The organism is Burkholderia sp. JPY481, assembly GCF_038900515.1.
Lineage (GTDB): Bacteria > Pseudomonadota > Gammaproteobacteria > Burkholderiales > Burkholderiaceae > Paraburkholderia > Paraburkholderia youngii.
The window spans coordinates 210,011-228,143 of the sequence record NZ_JAYMRT010000014.1 but is presented as its reverse complement, the minus strand read 5'-3'; the positions used below and the strand labels follow the sequence as shown (position 1 = coordinate 228,143).

The window sequence follows — 18,133 nt, the reverse complement described above, 5'->3', positions numbered from 1 at the left end:
ACCCGAAAGGCTTTACATGTTTCACGAACTCGCCGCTCAACTCGACAACGGCATCTCAGCCCTGCAGACGCTGCTGTACGTCGACGTGGTCCAGCCGATCTTCTACCGCTTCAATCTGATGGGCTACGACGAAGAATCTTACGACGCGCTCTACTGGGTGATCGTCGGCGCGTTGCAGATAGTCGTGTCGTATCTGCTGTTGCGCCCGCTCGAAGCGCTGCGCCCGGTAGAGACTTGGGCGGACCGCAGGGCGCTGCGCGCGGACGTGATCTACACGTGGATCGCCAAGCTCGGCATCATCAATCTTGCATTCTTCTTTCTGCTGCAGCCGTTCTTCAACCATTGGCAGAGCCTGATGGCGATCCACGACGTGCCCAACATCGAGGTCGATGATTTGTGGCCGGGCGTCACCGATCAGCCGCTCGTGTCGTTTCTGATCTACCTGATCGCGCTCGATTTCGCCGGCTACTGGTATCACCGCTGGCAACATCGGTTCGGCGTGTGGTGGGAACTGCATGCGGTTCATCACAGCCAGCGGCAGATGTCGCTGTGGGCCGACGACCGCAATCACTTTTTAGACGACATCTTACAAGCGGCGTTTTTTGCGGCCATTGCGCTATTCATCGGCGTGCAGCCAAACCAGTTCGTCGTGCTCGTCGCGCTCGGCAATTTCATGCAGAGCGTGCAGCACGTGAATGCGCGCCTCGCGTATGGATGGCTGCTCGAACGGCTGATCGTGAGCCCGGCGTTTCATCGGCGGCATCATGCAATTGGCTATGGCCACGAAGGCACCCGCTACGGCTGCAACTTCGGCGTGCTGTTCCCGTGGTGGGACATGCTGTTCGGCACCGCGTCGTGGGCGCGCGCCGTCGAGCCGACCGGCATCCGCGATCAGTTGCCCGCGCCGCATGGCGCCGCGCGCTCGTATGGGGATGGGCTGATCGCGCAGCAGTGGTACGCGTTCGGCCGCATCGCCGCGCGGCTGCGTGGCCGGCACGGTGCGGGCGAGATCAATCCGTGAAGGTCGGTGCGAACCGAAAAATGGCCGCGGAGCACCTCCGTCAGGTTATCCGCGGCCATTTCGTTTCGGTCCCCGCTCAGGTCTCGACGTCCGCGAGACTGAAGGTTTCCGTCTTGTCGTTGTACGAGAAGATTTCCGCGTAACGGCCCCAGTCGATCACCGCATCGAGGGTTTCCTGCGCCGCGCTGTCGGACAGCAGGTCCTCGAGTTCCTGCTCGAAGCGCACGCGCGGCGCGCGATGTCCGGGCCGTTCGTTGAGCACCTTCCTGATTCGCGCGGCGAGCGGCACGCATTGCAACAGATGATCGGCGAACATGATCTTGCGCTCCTGCGTGCTGCCCTCGGCGAATCGGTGCGCGGGCGGCGTGAGAAACACGTCGCCCTCGCTGACTTCGGCAAAGCCGAGGTACTGCAGCATCTCCGCGATCGGGAACAGGTCGTCGACTTCCAGCTGCAGCGTGCGCGCAATCTCGGGCATGTCGGCGCGGCCGTTATAGGGCGCTGCCGCAAGGGTTTCGATCAGACCAGCCATCAGGTTCGTCGACACGTTCGGCAACCAGCTGCCGGGTTCGAGTTCGCGCCTGGCCGCGGCTCCAGTGGGGCGCGCGGTCATCTTCGCGTAGATTTCGTCGACGAGCGCGCGAAAATCCGGGTCGAGCCGGTTGCGCGGATGCGCGAACGGCACCATGGTCTCGCCCACCACGCGCCCGGGGTTCGACGACAGTACGAGAATGCGATCGCACATGAACACGGCTTCCTCGATGTTGTGCGTGACGATCAGCACCGACCTGATCGGCATGCGGTCCTGGTTCCACAGGTCGAGCAGGTCGGTACGCAGCGTTTCGGCGGTCAGCACGTCGAGCGCGGAGAACGGCTCGTCCATCAGCAGGATGGTCGGATCGACGACGAGCGCGCGTGCGAAGCCGACGCGCTGGCGCATGCCGCCCGACAGTTCGCGCGGATACGCGTTTTCGAAGCCGTCGAGACCGATCAGATCGATCGCCGCGAGCGCGCGCGTGCGCCGCTCCTCGACGCCGACGCCGAGCGCCTCCAGCCCCGCTTCGACGTTCTGCAGCACGGTCAGCCACGGAAACAACGCGAAGGTCTGGAACACCATCGCGACGCCCTCGGCTGGACCGTCGAGCGGCTTGCCCAGATAGGTCACATTGCCGCTCGTCGGCCGGATCAAACCGGCGATGATGCGCAGCAGCGTCGACTTGCCCGAGCCCGAGCGGCCGAGCAGTCCGACGATCTCGCCCTCGCGCAGCGTCAGATTCACGTCGTCGAGCACCAGCAGCTCGCTCTGATTTTTATGGAAGCCGCGGCTCACGTGCTCGATGTTCAGCACTTGCGCGCCCAGGCGCGGCGACGACTGTGGCAGGTCGGCGGGAATGGCTTGAATGACGTTTTGCATGGGTTCACTCCTGGTCGAGTCGGAGCCTTGATTCGGCGAAGGCATACAGGGGGCGCCACAGCGCGCGGTTGAACAGCGTGACGAATAGCGCCATCACGGCGACGCCAAGGATGATTTTCGGAAAGTCGCCGGCGGCGGTCGTCTCGGCGATATAGGCGCCGAGGCCGTGTGCGACCACATTGGTATCGCCCCACTGGACGAACTCGGACACGATGCTCGCGTTCCACGCGCCGCCCGATGCGGTGATCGCGCCGGTCACGTAGTAAGGGAACACGCCCGGCAGCATCACCTGGCGCCACCATTGCCAGCCGCGGATGCGGAAATTGGTGGCCGCCTCGCGGTAGTCGTTCGGATAGGCGGTCGCGCCCGCGATCACGTTGAACAGGATGTACCACTGCGTGCCGAGCACGATCAGCGGCGACAGCCAGATATCCGGATTCAGATGAAAGCGCACGATCACGATCACGAATACCGGGAACAGCAGATTCGCGGGAAACGCGGCGAGAAATTGCGCGAGCGGCTGGACCTTCTCGGCGAGCGCCGGACGCAGGCCGATCAACACGCCGATCGGCACCCAGATCAGCGACGAGATCGCGATCAGCACGGCGACGCGCAGCAGCGTGATGAGCCCGAGCAGGAACACGTGACCGACCTCGTCGAGCGTCACGCCGGTACGCACATAGGCGACGACGCGATAGATCACATAGACCGTCAGCACGAATACGAGCAAGGCCCACACGATGTCTGCGACGCGTGTCGACGTGTCGCTGCGCGCTCGGCTGGCACGCCGGACGCTCGCGAAAGGCACACGCAAAGGGATGCGCGCGGTGCTCGCGAGCATCACGCCCGCCGGCGTCAGCAACTGGTGAATCAGACGTGTGCGCCGCATCATGTCGAGCAGCCAGGACTGCGGCGCGTTGCCCGAACTCGTGGTCTCCATGCGGAACTTGTCGGCCCACGCGACGAGCGGACGGAACAGCAGCTGGTCATAGGCGAGGATCACGACCGTCATCGCGAGGATGACCCAGCCGATCGCGTGCAGGTTCTTGTCGCTGATCGCCTGCGCGAGGTAGGCGCCGATGCCCGGCAGCGTAATCGTGTTGTTGCCGACCGTAATCGCTTCGGAAGCCACCACGAAGAACCAGCCGCCCGACATCGACATCATCATGTTCCAGATCAGGCCCGGCATCGAGAACGGCACTTCGAGCTTCCAGAAGCGCTGCCACGAGGTCAGGTGAAAGCCGCGCGACACTTCATCGAGGTCGCGCGGCACCGTGCGCAGCGACTGGTAGAAGCTGAACGTCATGTTCCACGCCTGGCTCGTGAAGATCGCGAAGATCGCGGCGAGCTCGGCGCCGAGCACACGGCCCGGGAACATCGCGAGGAAGAAGGTCACCGTAAACGAGATGTAGCCGAGCACCGGCACCGACTGCAGGATGTCGAGAATCGGCACCAGCACGAGGCCGGCGCGGCGGCTCCTGGCGGCCAGCGTGCCGTAGACCAGCGTGAAGATCAGCGAGGCGACCATCGCCGCGAGCATGCGCAGCGTGGTGCGCATCGCGTACTCGGGCAGGTTGGCCGGATCGAGCGAGATCGCCTGGGTCTTTAGCGTCGACATCGGCGCGAGCGTCTCGTGAAAGCCGATCGACGCCATCGCGATCAGGCAGATGATCAGCGGAAAGGCAACGAAGTCCCAGCCGTTTGGAAGCAGCCGCCGGGCGGATGCATTGGCGGTGCGGTTCAGATTGAAACCGAACTCCATCAATCACCTCCGTGGCCGTGAGTATTTGTGAGCAGCGAAGTCGTGACGCCGTACAGGGTGGTGGCCTGCGCATCGATTCGCGACGGATCGTTGAGTTGGAACATGACGAATTGCAAGTTGATAAAAGGACTGTTCAGCAAACAACGGTCACGACGAGGCAACGCCACAATCTTTCGATGATGGCGTTGATTCGTGACACCAGCTTGGCAGAACTTAAGAGAACAGCGAGCCGATGCGGCGCCAGAGCGTGGCGAGCCGATTCGATCGGACTGGAGCGAGCGATAGAAGCGACTCGTAGTGAGCACGCGACTCGTTGCGATAAGGCAGATGCGGCAAAAGCAGAGCGAAATTCATGACGTTTCTCCGCGCGTCGTGTGCGACGCGGCAAGCGGAAAGCGGGCAGACGGTCCAACGTCGCACGCTTGGCGCGGCGTCAGGGTGCTAGCTGCTTTCCTTCTGTAAGGCTGAAGGCAAGGGGCATAAACAACAACAACTGTCACCGTCGGGCATGTCGGCTCCTCGTCGGGTTGAACTGCGCGCAGGCGCGCAGCGTGGTTCTGCCGGACTCGCCCGAACCCGTGAGCAGGCGCGGGTATGGGCGAGCGTCGGCCGCAAACCAGAAGGCTTGCGAGGGCGTGCCAATGCGGACGAGCGAAGGCCGCGTCCACATGGCGCTAATGATCGAGGTGCACGAAGGAGCTTTGCTACGGCGCGCACCGTTCTGCCTGCTGGCGGAACGGCGGCGCGAGGACGAGGGCGCGGACGTTCTGCCGGTCAGGCAGTGAAACTGTTCGAAGATTGACTACTGCAGGTGTCCAAGGCATCAGCCTCATTCGGGAAGACGGGCGAATTCTAGACGCGGTAAAAACCCGGAGTCAACCTGGTTCTGTAAGCAGAGCCAACATTTTTCAACGAAGGCTTGCTCGACGAGTTTGAGAATCATTGCGCGAGCCCCCAAGAACCCGATGTCGTCTTTGCGCGATTTTTACTTGCGCTTTTGCGGAGCATGTCAATACAATCCGCCCCAACGTATCGAAGGAGTCGTCCATGGACCCTTGTCCAGAAAGTGGAAGTCCGATGCCGGCCAGCGCCGGCAGCACCACCGCGAGATAGTCGCCGCAGGTTCACTCCTTCGCCGCTAACTCGCCCCAAGTCGGGTTAGCGCGCTTCAATTCCAAGCGGCCTTGCTGCCGGTTTTCTGTAGCACGCCTGCTCTTTTTTGATCGTCGTCTGCGAGCCTGCCTGCTCAGGCGGTTGCGCTTTCGCATTTGCGCTTGCTGTTTGCCGGATCTTTCGCACACCTCGGTGCGCATGTGCGAATCACGACGGAGCGATCCGCCCATAACTCCAATCCCCAATAACCGATGAAAAATATCGACAAGCGCAGACTACTGGGCTCCGGCGGTTCCATCGCGGTGACTGCGGTCCTTTCTCTCGGCCTCGTTCCTTGCGGGTTCGCGCAGACACCCGGCGAAGCCACGCCTGCGCAAACAGCACCATCGACTGCACCGGCCGCACCGGTTCCCGGCGCCGCGGACAACGCGGCGCCCGCCGATCAGACCGTCGCAGCGCCGAGCGGATTGTGGGAGCGCTCGAACCTCTTCGGCGAAATGGGCGGCCTGCGTCCCTGGCTCGGCAACTACGGTGTGACGTTCAATCTGCAGGAGACCAGCGAGTACATGGGCAACCTGTCGGGCGGCACGAATCGCGGCGGTGCCTATCAAGGCTTGACCGGGTTCGGACTCGTCGTCGATACGGAAAAGGCCTTCGGATTGCCGGGCGGCACCTTCAATGTCTCCGGTCTGCAGATTCACGGCACGAGCCTGACCGCCAGAAATCTGCAAACACTGCAAACCGCGAGCGGGATCGAAGCCGACGCCGCCACCCGTCTGTGGGAACTGTGGTATCAGCAGTCGCTCGGCAACGTCGATGTGAAGATCGGCCAGCAGAGTCTCGACCAGGAGTTCATGGTCAGCCAGTACGCAGCCACCTTCATGAACGCAACGTTCGGCTGGCCGGTGCTGCCGGCCGTCGATCTGCCCGCGGGCGGGCCGGCCTATCCGCTGTCGTCGCTCGGTGTGAGGGCGCGCGCATCGTTCGCGAACGGCGTCACAGTGTTGGGCGGCGTATTCGACGGCAATCCGGCGCCAGGCGTCGGCGATCCGCAAAAGCTCAACGCGAGCGGCACGAACTTCAATCTCGGCAACGGCGCGCTCGTGATCGGCGAATTGCAGTACGCGATCAACCAGCCGTCGGCGAATTCTTCCGATCCGAGGCCGGCTGGCCTGCCCGGCACCTACAAGCTCGGATTCTGGTACAACAGCAACCACTTCGCGGATCAGGGTTTCGACACCGGCGGCCTGTCGCTGGCGAATCCGGCGAGCAACGGCGTGCCGACGAGTCATCGCGGCAACTACAGCTTCTACGCAGTCGCCGATCAGATGGTGTGGCGCGCGGGCCCCGACAGTCCGCAGTCGGTCGGCGTGTTCGCTCGCATCATGGGTGCGCCGGGCGATCGCAATCTGGTCGATCTCGGCGTCAACGCGGGCGTCACGCTAAAGGCGCCGTTCAAGGGCCGCGACAACGATGTGGTCGGGCTCGCGCTCGGCTATGCAAAGATCGGCTCGCACGCGCAGAATCTGGCGAGCGCGCAGGCGTTGTACACGCCGGGCTATCCGTCGCGCAGCGCGGAGACGGTGCTCGAAGCCACCTATCAATACCAGGTCGCGCCGTGGTGGATGCTGCAAGCGGACTTCCAGTACTTCTGGCGGCCGGGCGGCGGGATTCCGGACCCGGACGATTCGTCCCAGCGCATCAGGAACGAAGCGGTTCTCGGCTTGCGCACGACGATCCAGTTCTGACGAAAGGTCGCGAGCAGGCTGATACGCGCTTCATCAATTGCTTCAACAAAGGCCGCGCGCCGCATCGCCGAACATGATCGGCCGATGCGGCGTGTTACGCCACACGATGATTTAGCGAGCGCCCCGGCTCATCATCGACTCGCTTACGCCTGCGTATGCGCGGCGACCGCGTCCAGCGTGCGCGCCGAGTACACCAGCGTCGCGCCCGCGTTGACCGCCATCGCGACGCCGAGCGCTTCGGCGATTTCCTCGCGGGTCGCGCCGTGCTTCAGCGCCTCGGCCGTATGGACCGTGATACAGCCGTCACAGCGCAGGCTCACCGCAACCGCGAGCGCAATCAGCTCGCGCGTTTTCGCGCCGAGCAGATCGGTCTTCTGACCGGCGCTCGACATCGCCTGATACGCCTTCACGCTCTCCGGCGCGAATTTCGACATTTCGCCGATACGGCCGAACAGTTCCTTGCGGTAATCGATCCAGTTCAACATGGCAGTGCTCCTTGGTCTGTTGCGCGACGGCGGTTGCCGTCGTCGTGGAAACAGTATTGCGCCGCGCCGCGATATCCTGAATACTCATTCCACTCAACTTTTAGCGCGCTCGTCTCATGGACACGCTCAGTCGCCTGATCGACCTTGCCCGCCCGCAAGCGAGCCTCGATCTTCGCTGCCTGCTATCGGGCGCATTCGATATCGATCACGCGCCGCTGGAGGGGGGTGTCGCGCCGTTTCATCTGGTGCTCGACGGCAGTTGCGTGATCGAGACCGCGGCCGGCGCGCAACTCGAACTGAAGACTGGCGATTTCATGATGTTTCCGCGTGGCGCCGCGCATCGCGTGCGCGACGTGAAGCGCTCGGCGGGCGGCCTGCCGCTGACGCTCGGGCACGACGGCATGCTGCCGGTGCGGCGCAACGATGGTGAGGAAGCCGCCACATCCGCGCAGACGCCCAACCACACTGCGACTCATGACGGCGTCGATCTGCTGTGCGGCCGCTTCGTCTATGCGCCCGGTTCGTCGGCGTTGCTGCTCAATGCGCTGCCCGATCCGCTGCACGTGTCGCTCGGGGACGCGCAAACGCTCGATGCGTTGCAAACTGTGATCACCTTGATGCGCAGTGAAGCGGCGCGGCGTCAGCCTGGCGCGCTGACCATCGTCACGGCCTTGAGCCACGCGCTGTTCGCGATGGCACTGCGCGTGCACGGCGAGCGCAATGCGAACAGCGCCGGCATGCTCACGTTGCTGACGGACGCACGACTTGGCGCATCGGTGCAAGCGATGCTCGACGCGCCCGAACGCGCGTGGACCATCTCTGAACTCGGCGAGCGCGCCGCGATGTCGCGCGCGACCTACGCGCGCCGCTTCAACGAGCGCGCGGGGGTGACCGTGATGGATTTTCTTACGCAGATCCGCATGGCGATCGCCAGCGACCTGCTGTTGCGCACGCAACGCAGCGCGGCGGACATCGGCGAGGCGGTCGGCTATCAGTCGGAGGCGGCGTTCGGCAAGGCGTTCGCGCAAAGCGTCGGCGTGACGCCGGGACGCTACCGGCGCCGCACGCAAACGGACGATGCTCCGGACGACTGACCAAAGAATCGACGCGCGCGTGTGATTCTATTTGGGCGTTTCGCCCTTTCTGAACGCACGTCTTTCGAGCGACGCCATCAGCCGCGCGACTACGAGCGCGCAGACCGTCCCGAGCGTCACTTCGGCAAGCCGCAGAAAGGCCTTGTCCCACGCGGGACCGATGCCTGGCACCAGCAGCATGATCGTAGCCGTGATGCCGCCGAGGCGCGCCGCGCTGCCGACGTTGACGACCCAGCAGATCAGGATCGCGGCCGCGACGGTCGCCGCGTACGCGGCAAAATGGCCGCCGCCCAAGAGCGTGCCGATCAGCCCGCAGATGCCGCCGACCATCGCGCCGATGAACTGGTCGCGCGACAGCTTGCGAGTGTCGATATAGCTGTGCTGGCTCACCGCGATCGCGGTGATCGCGGCCCAGAACGCCTGCTCGGTGTGCAGCGCGCGGCCGATGCCGAACGCCAGACTCGCGCCCGCCACCGCCTGCACGGCCATGAAGCCACCCTCGATCAAGCGGTCGCCGAGCGGCAGCGTCTTCAGGAACGCGAACAGCGCATCAGCGGCGGGCGTGCGCGAGGAGGGGCTTGAATCGTCGGACGGAGTCATCGGATGAAGGCGGCTCGGCAGGGGCAGGGTCGTGCCGTATTCTAGCGGCTCCGCCCGATGCTTCCACCGCAGTCTAGATCGTGCCGAACAGCGCGCGCGGCCGGTCGCGCAGCGTGTGCGCGAGAATTTGCAGGCCGCGCGTCAACTGCTCGCGCGACTCGGCGCAAGCGAGATTGATGCGCACGCCGTGTTCGACCGTCGAGCGATCCACCGCGAACGCGGAGGCCGGCATCGTGTTGACGCCGCGCGCGAGCGCGTTGGCCGCGAAATCGTCCGAGCGCCACGGCGGCGGCACGCGCAACCACACGAACATGCATGCGGGATCGCTCTTCAGATGCTCGGCGGGCAGTAATTCGCGCGCGATCTCCTGGCGCGCGCGCAACTCGGTGCGTTGCGCGTCGAGGATCGTCTGCGCGGTGCCGTCCTCGATCCAGCGCGTGGCGATCAGCGTCGACAGCGGCGCGGGCATCCACGCGGTCGTGCGCACCGCTTCCGCGGCCAGCGCCGCGCCATGCGGCGGCGTGTGCAGATAGCCTATGCGCAGGCCCGGTGCGAGGATCTTCGACGTCGACGTGATGTGGAAGGTCAACTCGGGGCACAGGCTCGCAATCGTCGGCAGGCGCGCTTGCAGCAGCGGGCCGTACACGTCGTCTTCAATGATCACGATGTGATGCCGGCGCGCGATGTCGGCGAGCGCCGCGCGGCGCGCGAGGCTCATCGTCACGACGGTCGGGTTCTGCAGATTCGGCACCGTGAAGATCGCCTTCACGCGCCGATGCCGGCACGCGTCTTCGAGACGGTCGGGCAGCAGCCCTTCGTCGTCGCTCGGAATGCCGACGAGTTCGAACTGAAACACCGGCGCCAGGGCTTTCAGGCCGTAGTAGGTCAGCTGATCCGACAGGATCACGCCTTCATGTCCCATCAGGCTGCTCAGCACCGCATACAGGCCATGCTGCGCGCCGCTCGTCACGACCACGCTGTCGGCGCCGGGTGTGAAGCCGGGCGCGGCGAGCCATTGCGCGCCCGCGGCCCGCGCCCATTCGGGGCCCTGCGGCGGCTGATATTCCTGAGTCTGCGGATAGCGGGGATCGTGCGCGATCTGTGCCATCGTCCGCGCGAGCTGGGTGAGGAATTCACCGGTGGCAGGCCGGTTCACGGTCAGGTCGAGCACGGCGTTCGCGTCGGCGTGGCCGCTTGCCGATGTGTTGTCACCGCGGGCATGCACGGCAGGCATGGCGCCGCCGGTGACGATCGAGCCGCGCCGCTTGCTCGCGACGATCAGCCCTCGCGCCTGCAACTCCTTGTACGCGCGCGACACGGTGGAGACATTCAGGCCCAGCTCCAACGCGAGTTCGCGCTGCGGCGGCAGACGGCTGCCCGGCGGGTAGAGGCCGCTGCGGACTTTTTCCTCGAGGCTGCGCGACACTTCGAGATAAGTCGGCTGACGGCCCTTTGTCTGGAGAACGTCCTCACCGTTTGTGTGGTCAATGGCGCTTTTCATCCAGCGTGAATCTCCATACAAAAACTCGTCCGAGCGTGCGGGACAAGCCAATACTAAACCCCTTCGGAGTCGGATCGGCAACCGGAAGTACCTCGAACTGCACGATGCCAGCCCGTCTCGCTCGGGGAAAGTACCTAAGTCCACACAAAGCCAAATTAGTTGCACACAAAAAAACTTTGTGTGAGTATTAAATCATGATTTGTGTGGCGCTGTGTCCAAAGACGACGCGCAACTGTAGTACAGGAGGGACGGTCGTGACAGAGCAGCAGAGCACGCTCCTGCCGGTCGGTGCATCCGGCGCAAGTTCGGGTCGGGCGGCCAGTGCGGCCGGCCGGCGAGCGCGATGAGCGAAGTCGCCGTGCTGGGCGCGGGCTTCATCGGCGTGTCGAGCGCCTACTGGCTGATGCGCGACGGTCACCACGTCACGCTGTTCGACGCACTGGGTCCGGGCGAGGCCACGTCATATGGCAATGCGGGCACGTTCGCCAACTATGGCTGCATTCCGGTGAACAACCCGGCGGTGTTCCGCAATCTGCCGCGTTTCCTGTTTTCGCCGACGAGTCCGCTGCGGATTCGCTGGCGCTATCTGCCGCAACTCGCGCCCTGGCTCGCGCGCTTTCTATGGGCGTCGATGCCGCGGCGCTACGAGCACAGCGCTCAAGCGCTCGCAAGCCTGCTGTCGCGCGCGTTCGACGGTTACCGCGAGATGCTCGAAAGCGACGACCTGTCGCGCTTCGTGCGGCCGCGCGAATGCCTGTACCTGTATTCGAATGCGGCGTCGTTCGACGCGGCCCAGCCGTCGCTCGCGTTGCGCCGCTCGCTCGGCGTGTGCTTCGAAAACTTCGACCGCGCCGGCATCGCCGCACTCGAACCGAATCTCGCGCCGATCTTTGCGCACGGCACGTTGTTCAACGGCAGCTGGTTCCTCGGCGACCCGCGCGGCTTTCTGCAGGCGCTGCACGCGGCGTTGCTCGCTCGCGGTCTCAGGCATGAGCGCGTCGCGGTTCGCGCGCTGGTGCCGGGCACCGCCAGCGTGCGCATCGTCGACGAAGCGGGTCGCGCATACGATGCCGCGCAAGCGGTCGTCTGTGCCGGCGCATTTTCCGGCCGCTTTGCGCGCCAATGCGGCGACCGCGTACCGCTCGATACCGAGCGCGGCTATCACGTGCGCTTCCCCGGCACTTCGTCGCTGATTTCACGGCCGTGCGGCTGGGCCGAGCGCGGCTTCTACATGGTGCCGATGGACGGCGGCATCCGCGCGGCGGGCACCGTCGAACTGGGCGGCTATGGACCGCAGCGCAATGCCGCGCTGCTCGATCTGATCACGCGCTCCGCGCGGCTCGCGCTGCCGCAATTGACGCAGCCTGATAGCGACTGGCTCGGTTTCCGGCCGAGCCTGCCCGACGGCCTGCCGGTCGTCGGAGCGTCGAGCGCGTCGCCGCGCGTCGTCTACGCGTTCGGTCATCAGCATCTGGGCGTCACGCTGGGCGGCGTGACGGGCAGCGTCGTCGCCGATCTGGTGGCGGGACGCGTGCCGCCGCTCGATCTCGCGCCTTATAGCCCGCGTCGTTTTTAATCACCGCAACTGCTGCACGGAAGAGGACGGACATCATGAAACGCAGAAACCTGGTTGTCGCACTCGCCCTTGGGATGTTGTGCGCGCATGCGCCGTCGTATGGCGCCGAGCCGCAAATCGTCAAGATCGGCTTCGTCGGACCGCTGACCGGACCGGTCGCGCGGGTCGGCAAGGATCTGCAGAACGGCGCGCAGCTCGCGGTGGACGAAGCAAACGCGAAGCATCCGATGATCGGCGGCAAACCCGTCAAATACGTGCTCGACGTGCAGGACGATCAGGCCGATCCGCGCATCGCGATCCAGGTCGCGCAGAAGCTCGTCGACGACGGCGTGGTCGGCGTGATCGGCCATTACAACTCGGGCTGCAGCATTCCGGCCTCGGCCGTCTATCACACGGCGAACGTCGCGATGATCACGCCGGGCTCGACGAATCCGGCGCTCACCGCGCAGGGTTTCGCGAACGTGTTTCGCACGATGGGGCACGACGGCGTCGGCGGTGTGATTGCGGGCGAGTTCGCGGTGCAGCAGTTGAAGGCGAAGCGCATCGGCATCATCGACGATCGCACCGCGTTCGGCCAGGGCCTCGCCGATGCCTTCGAGAAGGGCGCGAAGCAGGCGAACGGCAATGTCGTCGATCGCGAATTCACGAACGACAAGGCGGTCGATCTGCGCGCGATCCTGACTTCGTTGAAGCAGAAAAACGTCGACCTGATCTTTTTCGGCGGACTCGACGAGCAGGGCGCGATGCTGGTCAAACAGATGCGCTCGCTCGGCATGCCCGCGCAACTGTTTGGCGCGGGGGCGCTGAAGAGCAACGCGTTCCTGCAGATTGCGGGCAACGCGGGCGAGGGCACGCGCGATCTCGAGCCCGGTCCTGCGCTCGACAAGCTGCCGTCCGCGCAGGAGTTCGGCAAGCGCTACAAGGCGCGTTTCAATCAGGACGTCGAGCTGTATGCGCCGTTCGCCTACGACGCCGCGCTGGCGATGATTCAGGCGATTCAGAACGCGGACTCGCTCGATCGCGCGAAGATCGTCGCGGCTTTCCCGAAAGTGAACATAACGGGGGTGACGGGGAAAATCGCGTTCGATCCGCATGGAGATCTGATCAAGCCGCCTTATACGCTGTTCGAGGTGCAGCAGGGGCAGTGGAAGAGTCAGCGGACCGTGGGCGGGAGCGGAGTGTAAGGCTAATCCCGGCCGGGCCGGTGGTGGCGACGGTGCATTTGTGGCGTGCCGCCGCGGGCCTCGGCCGCGATCATTTCGCCGTCAAAACCTCGGGGCTGGAACGCGCATCTGGTCAAAGAACGAGGCCAAGCCGCGCAACCAGCTTGTCTATCTGTTCGGCTGCGATCGACGGCCGTTCCGACACCCTCTACGACGACCCGCTTCCCAAGTCGTCTTCCAAGCTCGATCAGCGATTCGACCACGACTCTCGAATTCGCATCGTCCCGAACATCGCGCATGAACCTGCGGTCCAGCTTCAACGTGTCGATGCCGGGATGGTGAAGAATGCCGAGAGACCAGCACCCCGCGCCCAAGTCGTCGATCGCGACGCTTACACCGCATTCTCGCCGGCATCGCCGGCGCGACCGCGTTGACGATGATCCCTGACGTCGACCCCGGCAGGACCCTCGCGGTCGGAATCGGCTCGGGCAACTACAAGGGCTACACAGCCCGGTTGCGATCGGCTTCCCTGCGCGCGTGACCGACAACCTGAAGGTCAAGGGCGGCGTCAGTACGAGCGCTTCGGGCAGTGTGGTGGGCGCCGGTGTCGGATATCAGTGGTGACACGGACCGTTCGAACATAGTCGGGGGGCCGACCACGCTAGATGACCCCCCCTTCGAAAACGCCATCCCCCCTCCGCGAAGGGGGGGATTTGAAAAGCGACTGGCTCTATCGTTCTTCTCGAAATTCACAAGGCCTACGGGACCGGCTCAACTGGCCGCTCGCGCTTACCCGGTGCCGTATGCGATTTGTAGGTTGGCTTTTTCGTCCTGTTTGAACTGGTTGCTCGTGTGAGTGGAATTCCCGATACAAATGTCTTTCGCCGCGTTTGTGGGGGGCCGGTCTTCCAGTCGGCAGCGAGAAGGAAAAAAGGTGATAGATGAATATCCTGTTGGTGGAAGACGATCCCGTACAAGCTGATTCGGTCGAAAGGGAAATCGGACAGTCCGGACATCGAATCAGCAAGGTCGAACGGGGCAAGGACGCAATCAGTTTTCTGCAGACCAACGAGGTCGATCTGGTTGTGCTCGACTGGGAATTACCGGGCATGAGCGGCTTCGAGGTGCTGTACTGGATACGCCGTCATCTGGGCCGCGAACCCGCGGTGCTGTTCGTGACCAGCCGGCTTCTGGAAGTCGACATCGTGCAGGCGCTGGACGCCGGCGCGGATGACTACGTCGTCAAGCCGTTCCGGGCCAAAGAGCTGGGGGCAAGGGTCGGCGCACTATTGCGTCGCACACGGCGCAGCATAAAAGTGGAAAGCGCCATCGCGGTTGGGCCATATATCTTCGACGTCACGCAGCGCAGCGTTTTTCTGCACGGCGAATCGATTCTGTTGACGGAAAAGGAATTCGACGTGGCCGCCTATTTCTTCGCGAACGTCGGCCGGGTCGTTTCCAAACGGCTTCTGGCAAAGCTTGCGTGGGGCCGCGAACTGGACAGTACCTCGCGCACGATCGACACGCACATCTACCGGCTTCGACGCAAGCTGGCGCTGCGGCCGGACAACGGCGTGCGATTGACGACCGTCTATACGCACGGTTACCGGCTCGACGAGGTCGATGCCGGCAGTGCGGTTGCGCAGGCCCCGGAGGTCTGCGAACCGGACGATCCCGTCGCGGAGATCGACACGCCCGCGCAGCGCGCGCGAAGCAATCTGCGCTAGCGATTCGACCGGACCCTGTGCGACCCGAAGCGGATACCGGTCCTCGCGGCTCGTTGCGCGGTTCTGCAGTGAGTCGTCACACGGTTCGGCGTATCTTCAAGACAAATTCACAATGACCCCTCCATGCCTCTCACGGATAGCCGGTGAGAGGACCACTCATGAATACACCCGCTGATAGTTTCGAGCGTGAATGGATCGTGTCGCTGATCCAGACCAAGATGATGCCGCCGCGTCTTCCCGCGGGTTGCGTGCAACGGCCGGCCTTGCTCCGGCGACTCGATGAACGACGTCCGCGTCACATTACGGTCGTGACCGCGCCCGCGGGTTTCGGCAAAACGACTTTGCTTGCCGCGTGGAGCGAAGCGCAAGCGAGAAAGAAGCGTCCCGTTGCGTGGCTCAGTCTCGATGCAGAAGACGACGATCCGCAGCAACTCGGCGCCTATCTGGTGGCGACGCTTTGTCGGGCGTCGAAGGAGATCGCGTGGCAGGCGCAGCAACTCCTCGATAACGATGCGCACACGCCGGTCAGAACGCTCATTTCAGTGCTGCTCAATGGCATCGCCGCATACGGCCGCGGGGTTTTCCTCGTGCTCGACGACGTCGACCGCCTCAGCGCGAAACCCGTTCTCGCGATCGTGTCGCGCCTGCTGCGCTACGCGCCCGACAACCTGCACGTGCTGCTCGGCGCGCGCGGCGAACCGGCGTTGTCGCTGAGCGCGCTGCGCTCGCCCGACAAACTTTCACGTGTGACCGTCGACGATCTGCGCTTTTCGCTCGACGATGCTCAAGCGTTTTTCCAGCACACCGGTAATGCGCTGCTCAACCGCAACAGCGTCGAACTGTTGAACAGCGCGACCGAGGGATGGGTTGCCGGCTTACAACTGGCTTCGCTCGGACTGAACCGGGTCGATGACGTGGCCGCGCTCGCCAGTCATCTCGCCGGTTCCCGGTTCGGCATCGATCGCTATCTGAACGATACGGTGTTTGGTCATTTGCCGCCGCATATGCTGACGTTTCTGCTGTACACGTCGATTCTCGAACGGCTTACCGCGACGCTCTGCGACGACGTCATGGGGGGAGAAGGCGACAGCGGAGAGAAGCTCGACTGGCTCGAGCGTCATAACGTGTTCATCCGGCCGCTCGATGAAACGCAAAGCTGGTATCGCTATCACGCGCTGCTGAGCGATGCGCTGCGCCGCCGTCTGATGCGTCAGACGCCACGACAGGTTCCGTTACTGCATCGCCGGGCCAGCCTCTGGTTCGCACGGGCGCGCCTGTGGCCCGAAGCGGTGCGACATGCGCTGGCCGCGGGCGACATCGGGCAGGCGGCGCAGTGGGCCGAAAACTGTGCGATGGAGATGCTTCAACGCGGCGACCCGTTCATGCTGCCGGGCTGGATTCGCAAACTTCCGCCGGACGTGATCGTGGGTCGACTGCGCTTGCGTCTGGCGAAAGCGTGGGCACTCGCGATGTCGCTCGAAACCGCGCGCGCGTCGAAGGAGATCAGCGAGATTGCCGACGAGTTCGAGCGTATGGCCCGTGATGATCGGACGGTAGCCGACGAGATCGCGTGGGCGGAGATCAACGCGATCCGCGCGGTGATCGCTTGTGTGAACGACGACAGCGAGCATGCGCTGGAACTCGGGCGTGCCGTCGAGGCATCGACGGCGCCTGCGGAACCTTGGGTTCGCCAATACGGGCAAAGCGCGGAGATTTTCGGCTTGATGTATAGAGGGCAGTTCGCCTATATCTCGCGCGTGTGGAGAGCGCGGGTCGATCAGGTTGGGCTCAGCCGGAAGCCGAACAGCGCGGATATGCTGCGCGACGCGGTGTACGGCGTCGCCGCGCTGATACACGGCGATCTTCCCGATGCGAGGCGCGTGATGGAGATCGCAATGCGCTACTCCGAAGACAAGCTGGGGGAGTGGTCGGCGGCCGCGGCCGCGGTTTCCGGTTGCCTTGCGTCGATTTACTACGAGTGCAACGAGCTGTCCAAGGCGCGGAAGTTGATCGACGGTCGCATGACCATCGCGCTGGAGAGCTCGCCGCTCGCCGCGTTGATGCGCTATATGCTCACCTCGTCGCGCCTGCTGTGGCGCGATGGCAAAAAGGGGCCGGCGCTGGCCGTACTCGAGGACGGTCGACAGCTCGCGATTACCCGTCGATGGTTGCGTCTGAAGCTCGCGTGCGATGCGGAATCCGTTCGGCAGCTGCTTGCCGACGGTAGGGTGATCGAGGCGCGACAGGTCGCCGACGAACTGAGCGCGAGCGTACCGATGATATGCGAAGGGCGACGGGGCTCGGCGATGGAAACGTGGTCAAGCTACTGTGTGCTGCAAGCCCGTGTTCTGCTCGCCGAAAATGCCGCCGCGGACGCCGTCGGTTTTCTTTCGCGCTTACTCGACAATCTGGTTGCACTGGGCTGGCGCTATGCCGAGGCCGTGGTTTCGTTGCTGCTTGCTCTCGCGCACGAGCAGAACGGTGCTTCGGACCAGGCGTTCGCGGCGCTGGGAAACGCGCTGCGGATCGGCGGCGCGATGGGCATGATCAATAGCTTCGTGGACGAGGGAGCGCCGATGCGTGCATTGCTGGACCGGTTTCGCCGCACGCCATCGGAAATCGCGAGCGGGCACGCGACGTATATCGGCACGGTGCTGTCGGCTTTCGACGAAGCGGATGACACGCCATCATCTTCTCCGGGCTATGCCGGCAACAAGGTCACGCCGGGCACACTGAGCGCGCGCGAACTCGAAATACTGGGCTACGTCGCTCGCGGGCTGTCCAACAAGGAAATCGGGCGTTCGCTGAACCTGGCGCCCGAGACGGTCAAATGGCATATGAAGAATGTGTTCGAGAAACTGAACGTCAATTCGCGATTCGAGGCCGTGCAGAGTGCCTTCGGCATTCAGCCGGGCACCGACTGAAGCGT

Annotated in this window: 14 protein-coding genes and 1 pseudogene; 8 read left to right on the top strand and 7 right to left on the bottom strand. The window is 64.1% G+C overall.

Annotation, left to right across the window (positions count from 1 at the left end; all coding sequences use genetic code 11):
• The first annotated feature begins 16 nt into the window (after nucleotides 1-16).
• On the top strand, nucleotides 17-1,021 hold the full coding sequence (locus tag VSR82_RS28745; RefSeq protein ID WP_498858271.1) for a sterol desaturase family protein: 1,005 nt from the start codon (nucleotides 17-19) through the stop codon (nucleotides 1,019-1,021).
• Between the two features lie 76 nt (nucleotides 1,022-1,097).
• Here VSR82_RS28745 and VSR82_RS28740 read toward each other — a convergent pair whose 3' ends face one another.
• The 3 genes from VSR82_RS28740 to VSR82_RS28730 all read right to left on the bottom strand — a co-directional run bounded on the left by VSR82_RS28740 (nucleotide 1,098) and on the right by VSR82_RS28730 (nucleotide 4,551).
• Nucleotides 1,098-2,435 carry an ABC transporter ATP-binding protein gene (locus tag VSR82_RS28740; RefSeq protein ID WP_429455588.1) on the bottom strand — a complete coding sequence of 446 codons (1,338 nt, stop codon included), beginning with the start codon at nucleotides 2,433-2,435 and terminating at the stop codon, nucleotides 1,098-1,100.
• Nucleotides 2,436-2,439: 4 nt separating this feature from the next.
• Entirely contained in the window at nucleotides 2,440-4,197 is a 1,758-nt protein-coding gene (locus tag VSR82_RS28735; protein WP_429455587.1) for an ABC transporter permease, read from the bottom strand.
• 213 nt (nucleotides 4,198-4,410) lie between these two features.
• The gene (locus VSR82_RS28730; protein ID WP_368583737.1) at nucleotides 4,411-4,551 is read right to left on the bottom strand and encodes a hypothetical protein; all 141 of its coding nucleotides are present in this window, start codon (nucleotides 4,549-4,551) and stop codon (nucleotides 4,411-4,413) included.
• 1,010 nt (nucleotides 4,552-5,561) lie between these two features.
• On the opposite strand from VSR82_RS28730, the gene VSR82_RS28725 reads away from it, so the two are divergent.
• Entirely contained in the window at nucleotides 5,562-7,058 is a 1,497-nt protein-coding gene (locus VSR82_RS28725; protein WP_429455586.1) for a carbohydrate porin, read from the top strand.
• Nucleotides 7,059-7,201: 143 nt separating this feature from the next.
• On the opposite strand, the gene VSR82_RS28720 is transcribed toward VSR82_RS28725, so the two are convergent.
• Nucleotides 7,202-7,543 carry a carboxymuconolactone decarboxylase family protein gene (locus VSR82_RS28720; RefSeq protein WP_429455585.1) on the bottom strand — a complete coding sequence of 114 codons (342 nt, stop codon included), beginning with the start codon at nucleotides 7,541-7,543 and terminating at the stop codon, nucleotides 7,202-7,204.
• Between the two features lie 116 nt (nucleotides 7,544-7,659).
• Here VSR82_RS28720 and VSR82_RS28715 point away from each other — a divergent pair, with 116 nt between their 5' ends.
• A complete protein-coding gene (locus VSR82_RS28715; protein ID WP_498858270.1) occupies nucleotides 7,660-8,637 on the top strand; it encodes a cupin domain-containing protein in 978 nt (325 codons plus the stop codon).
• Nucleotides 8,638-8,664: 27 nt separating this feature from the next.
• On the opposite strand, the gene VSR82_RS28710 is transcribed toward VSR82_RS28715, so the two are convergent.
• A complete protein-coding gene (locus VSR82_RS28710; protein WP_410849343.1) occupies nucleotides 8,665-9,237 on the bottom strand; it encodes an FUSC family protein in 573 nt (190 codons plus the stop codon).
• A gap of 73 nt (nucleotides 9,238-9,310) precedes the next feature.
• On the bottom strand, nucleotides 9,311-10,738 hold the full coding sequence (locus VSR82_RS28705; RefSeq protein ID WP_410849342.1) for an aminotransferase-like domain-containing protein: 1,428 nt from the start codon (nucleotides 10,736-10,738) through the stop codon (nucleotides 9,311-9,313).
• A gap of 343 nt (nucleotides 10,739-11,081) precedes the next feature.
• On the opposite strand from VSR82_RS28705, the gene VSR82_RS28700 reads away from it, so the two are divergent.
• Both VSR82_RS28700 and VSR82_RS28695 read left to right on the top strand, forming a co-directional pair.
• Entirely contained in the window at nucleotides 11,082-12,314 is a 1,233-nt protein-coding gene (locus VSR82_RS28700) for an NAD(P)/FAD-dependent oxidoreductase (RefSeq protein WP_429455583.1), read from the top strand.
• Between the two features lie 35 nt (nucleotides 12,315-12,349).
• A complete protein-coding gene (locus VSR82_RS28695) occupies nucleotides 12,350-13,498 on the top strand; it encodes a branched-chain amino acid ABC transporter substrate-binding protein (protein ID WP_429455582.1) in 1,149 nt (382 codons plus the stop codon).
• A gap of 2 nt (nucleotides 13,499-13,500) precedes the next feature.
• On the opposite strand, the gene VSR82_RS28690 is transcribed toward VSR82_RS28695, so the two are convergent.
• Entirely contained in the window at nucleotides 13,501-13,851 is a 351-nt protein-coding gene (locus VSR82_RS28690; RefSeq protein ID WP_429455581.1) for an EAL domain-containing protein, read from the bottom strand.
• 32 nt (nucleotides 13,852-13,883) lie between these two features.
• On the opposite strand from VSR82_RS28690, the pseudogene VSR82_RS28685 reads away from it, so the two are divergent.
• The 3 genes and pseudogenes from VSR82_RS28685 to VSR82_RS28675 all read left to right on the top strand — a co-directional run.
• Nucleotides 13,884-14,101, top strand: a pseudogene (locus VSR82_RS28685) (YadA C-terminal domain-containing protein); the annotation flags it as partial.
• A gap of 317 nt (nucleotides 14,102-14,418) precedes the next feature.
• The gene (locus VSR82_RS28680; protein ID WP_429455579.1) at nucleotides 14,419-15,204 is read left to right on the top strand and encodes a response regulator transcription factor; all 786 of its coding nucleotides are present in this window, start codon (nucleotides 14,419-14,421) and stop codon (nucleotides 15,202-15,204) included.
• 158 nt (nucleotides 15,205-15,362) lie between these two features.
• Nucleotides 15,363-18,128: a winged helix-turn-helix domain-containing protein gene (locus tag VSR82_RS28675; RefSeq protein ID WP_498858269.1), complete on the top strand. Its 2,766-nt coding sequence runs from the start codon at nucleotides 15,363-15,365 to the stop codon at nucleotides 18,126-18,128.
• Nucleotides 18,129-18,133 lie beyond the last annotated feature (5 nt).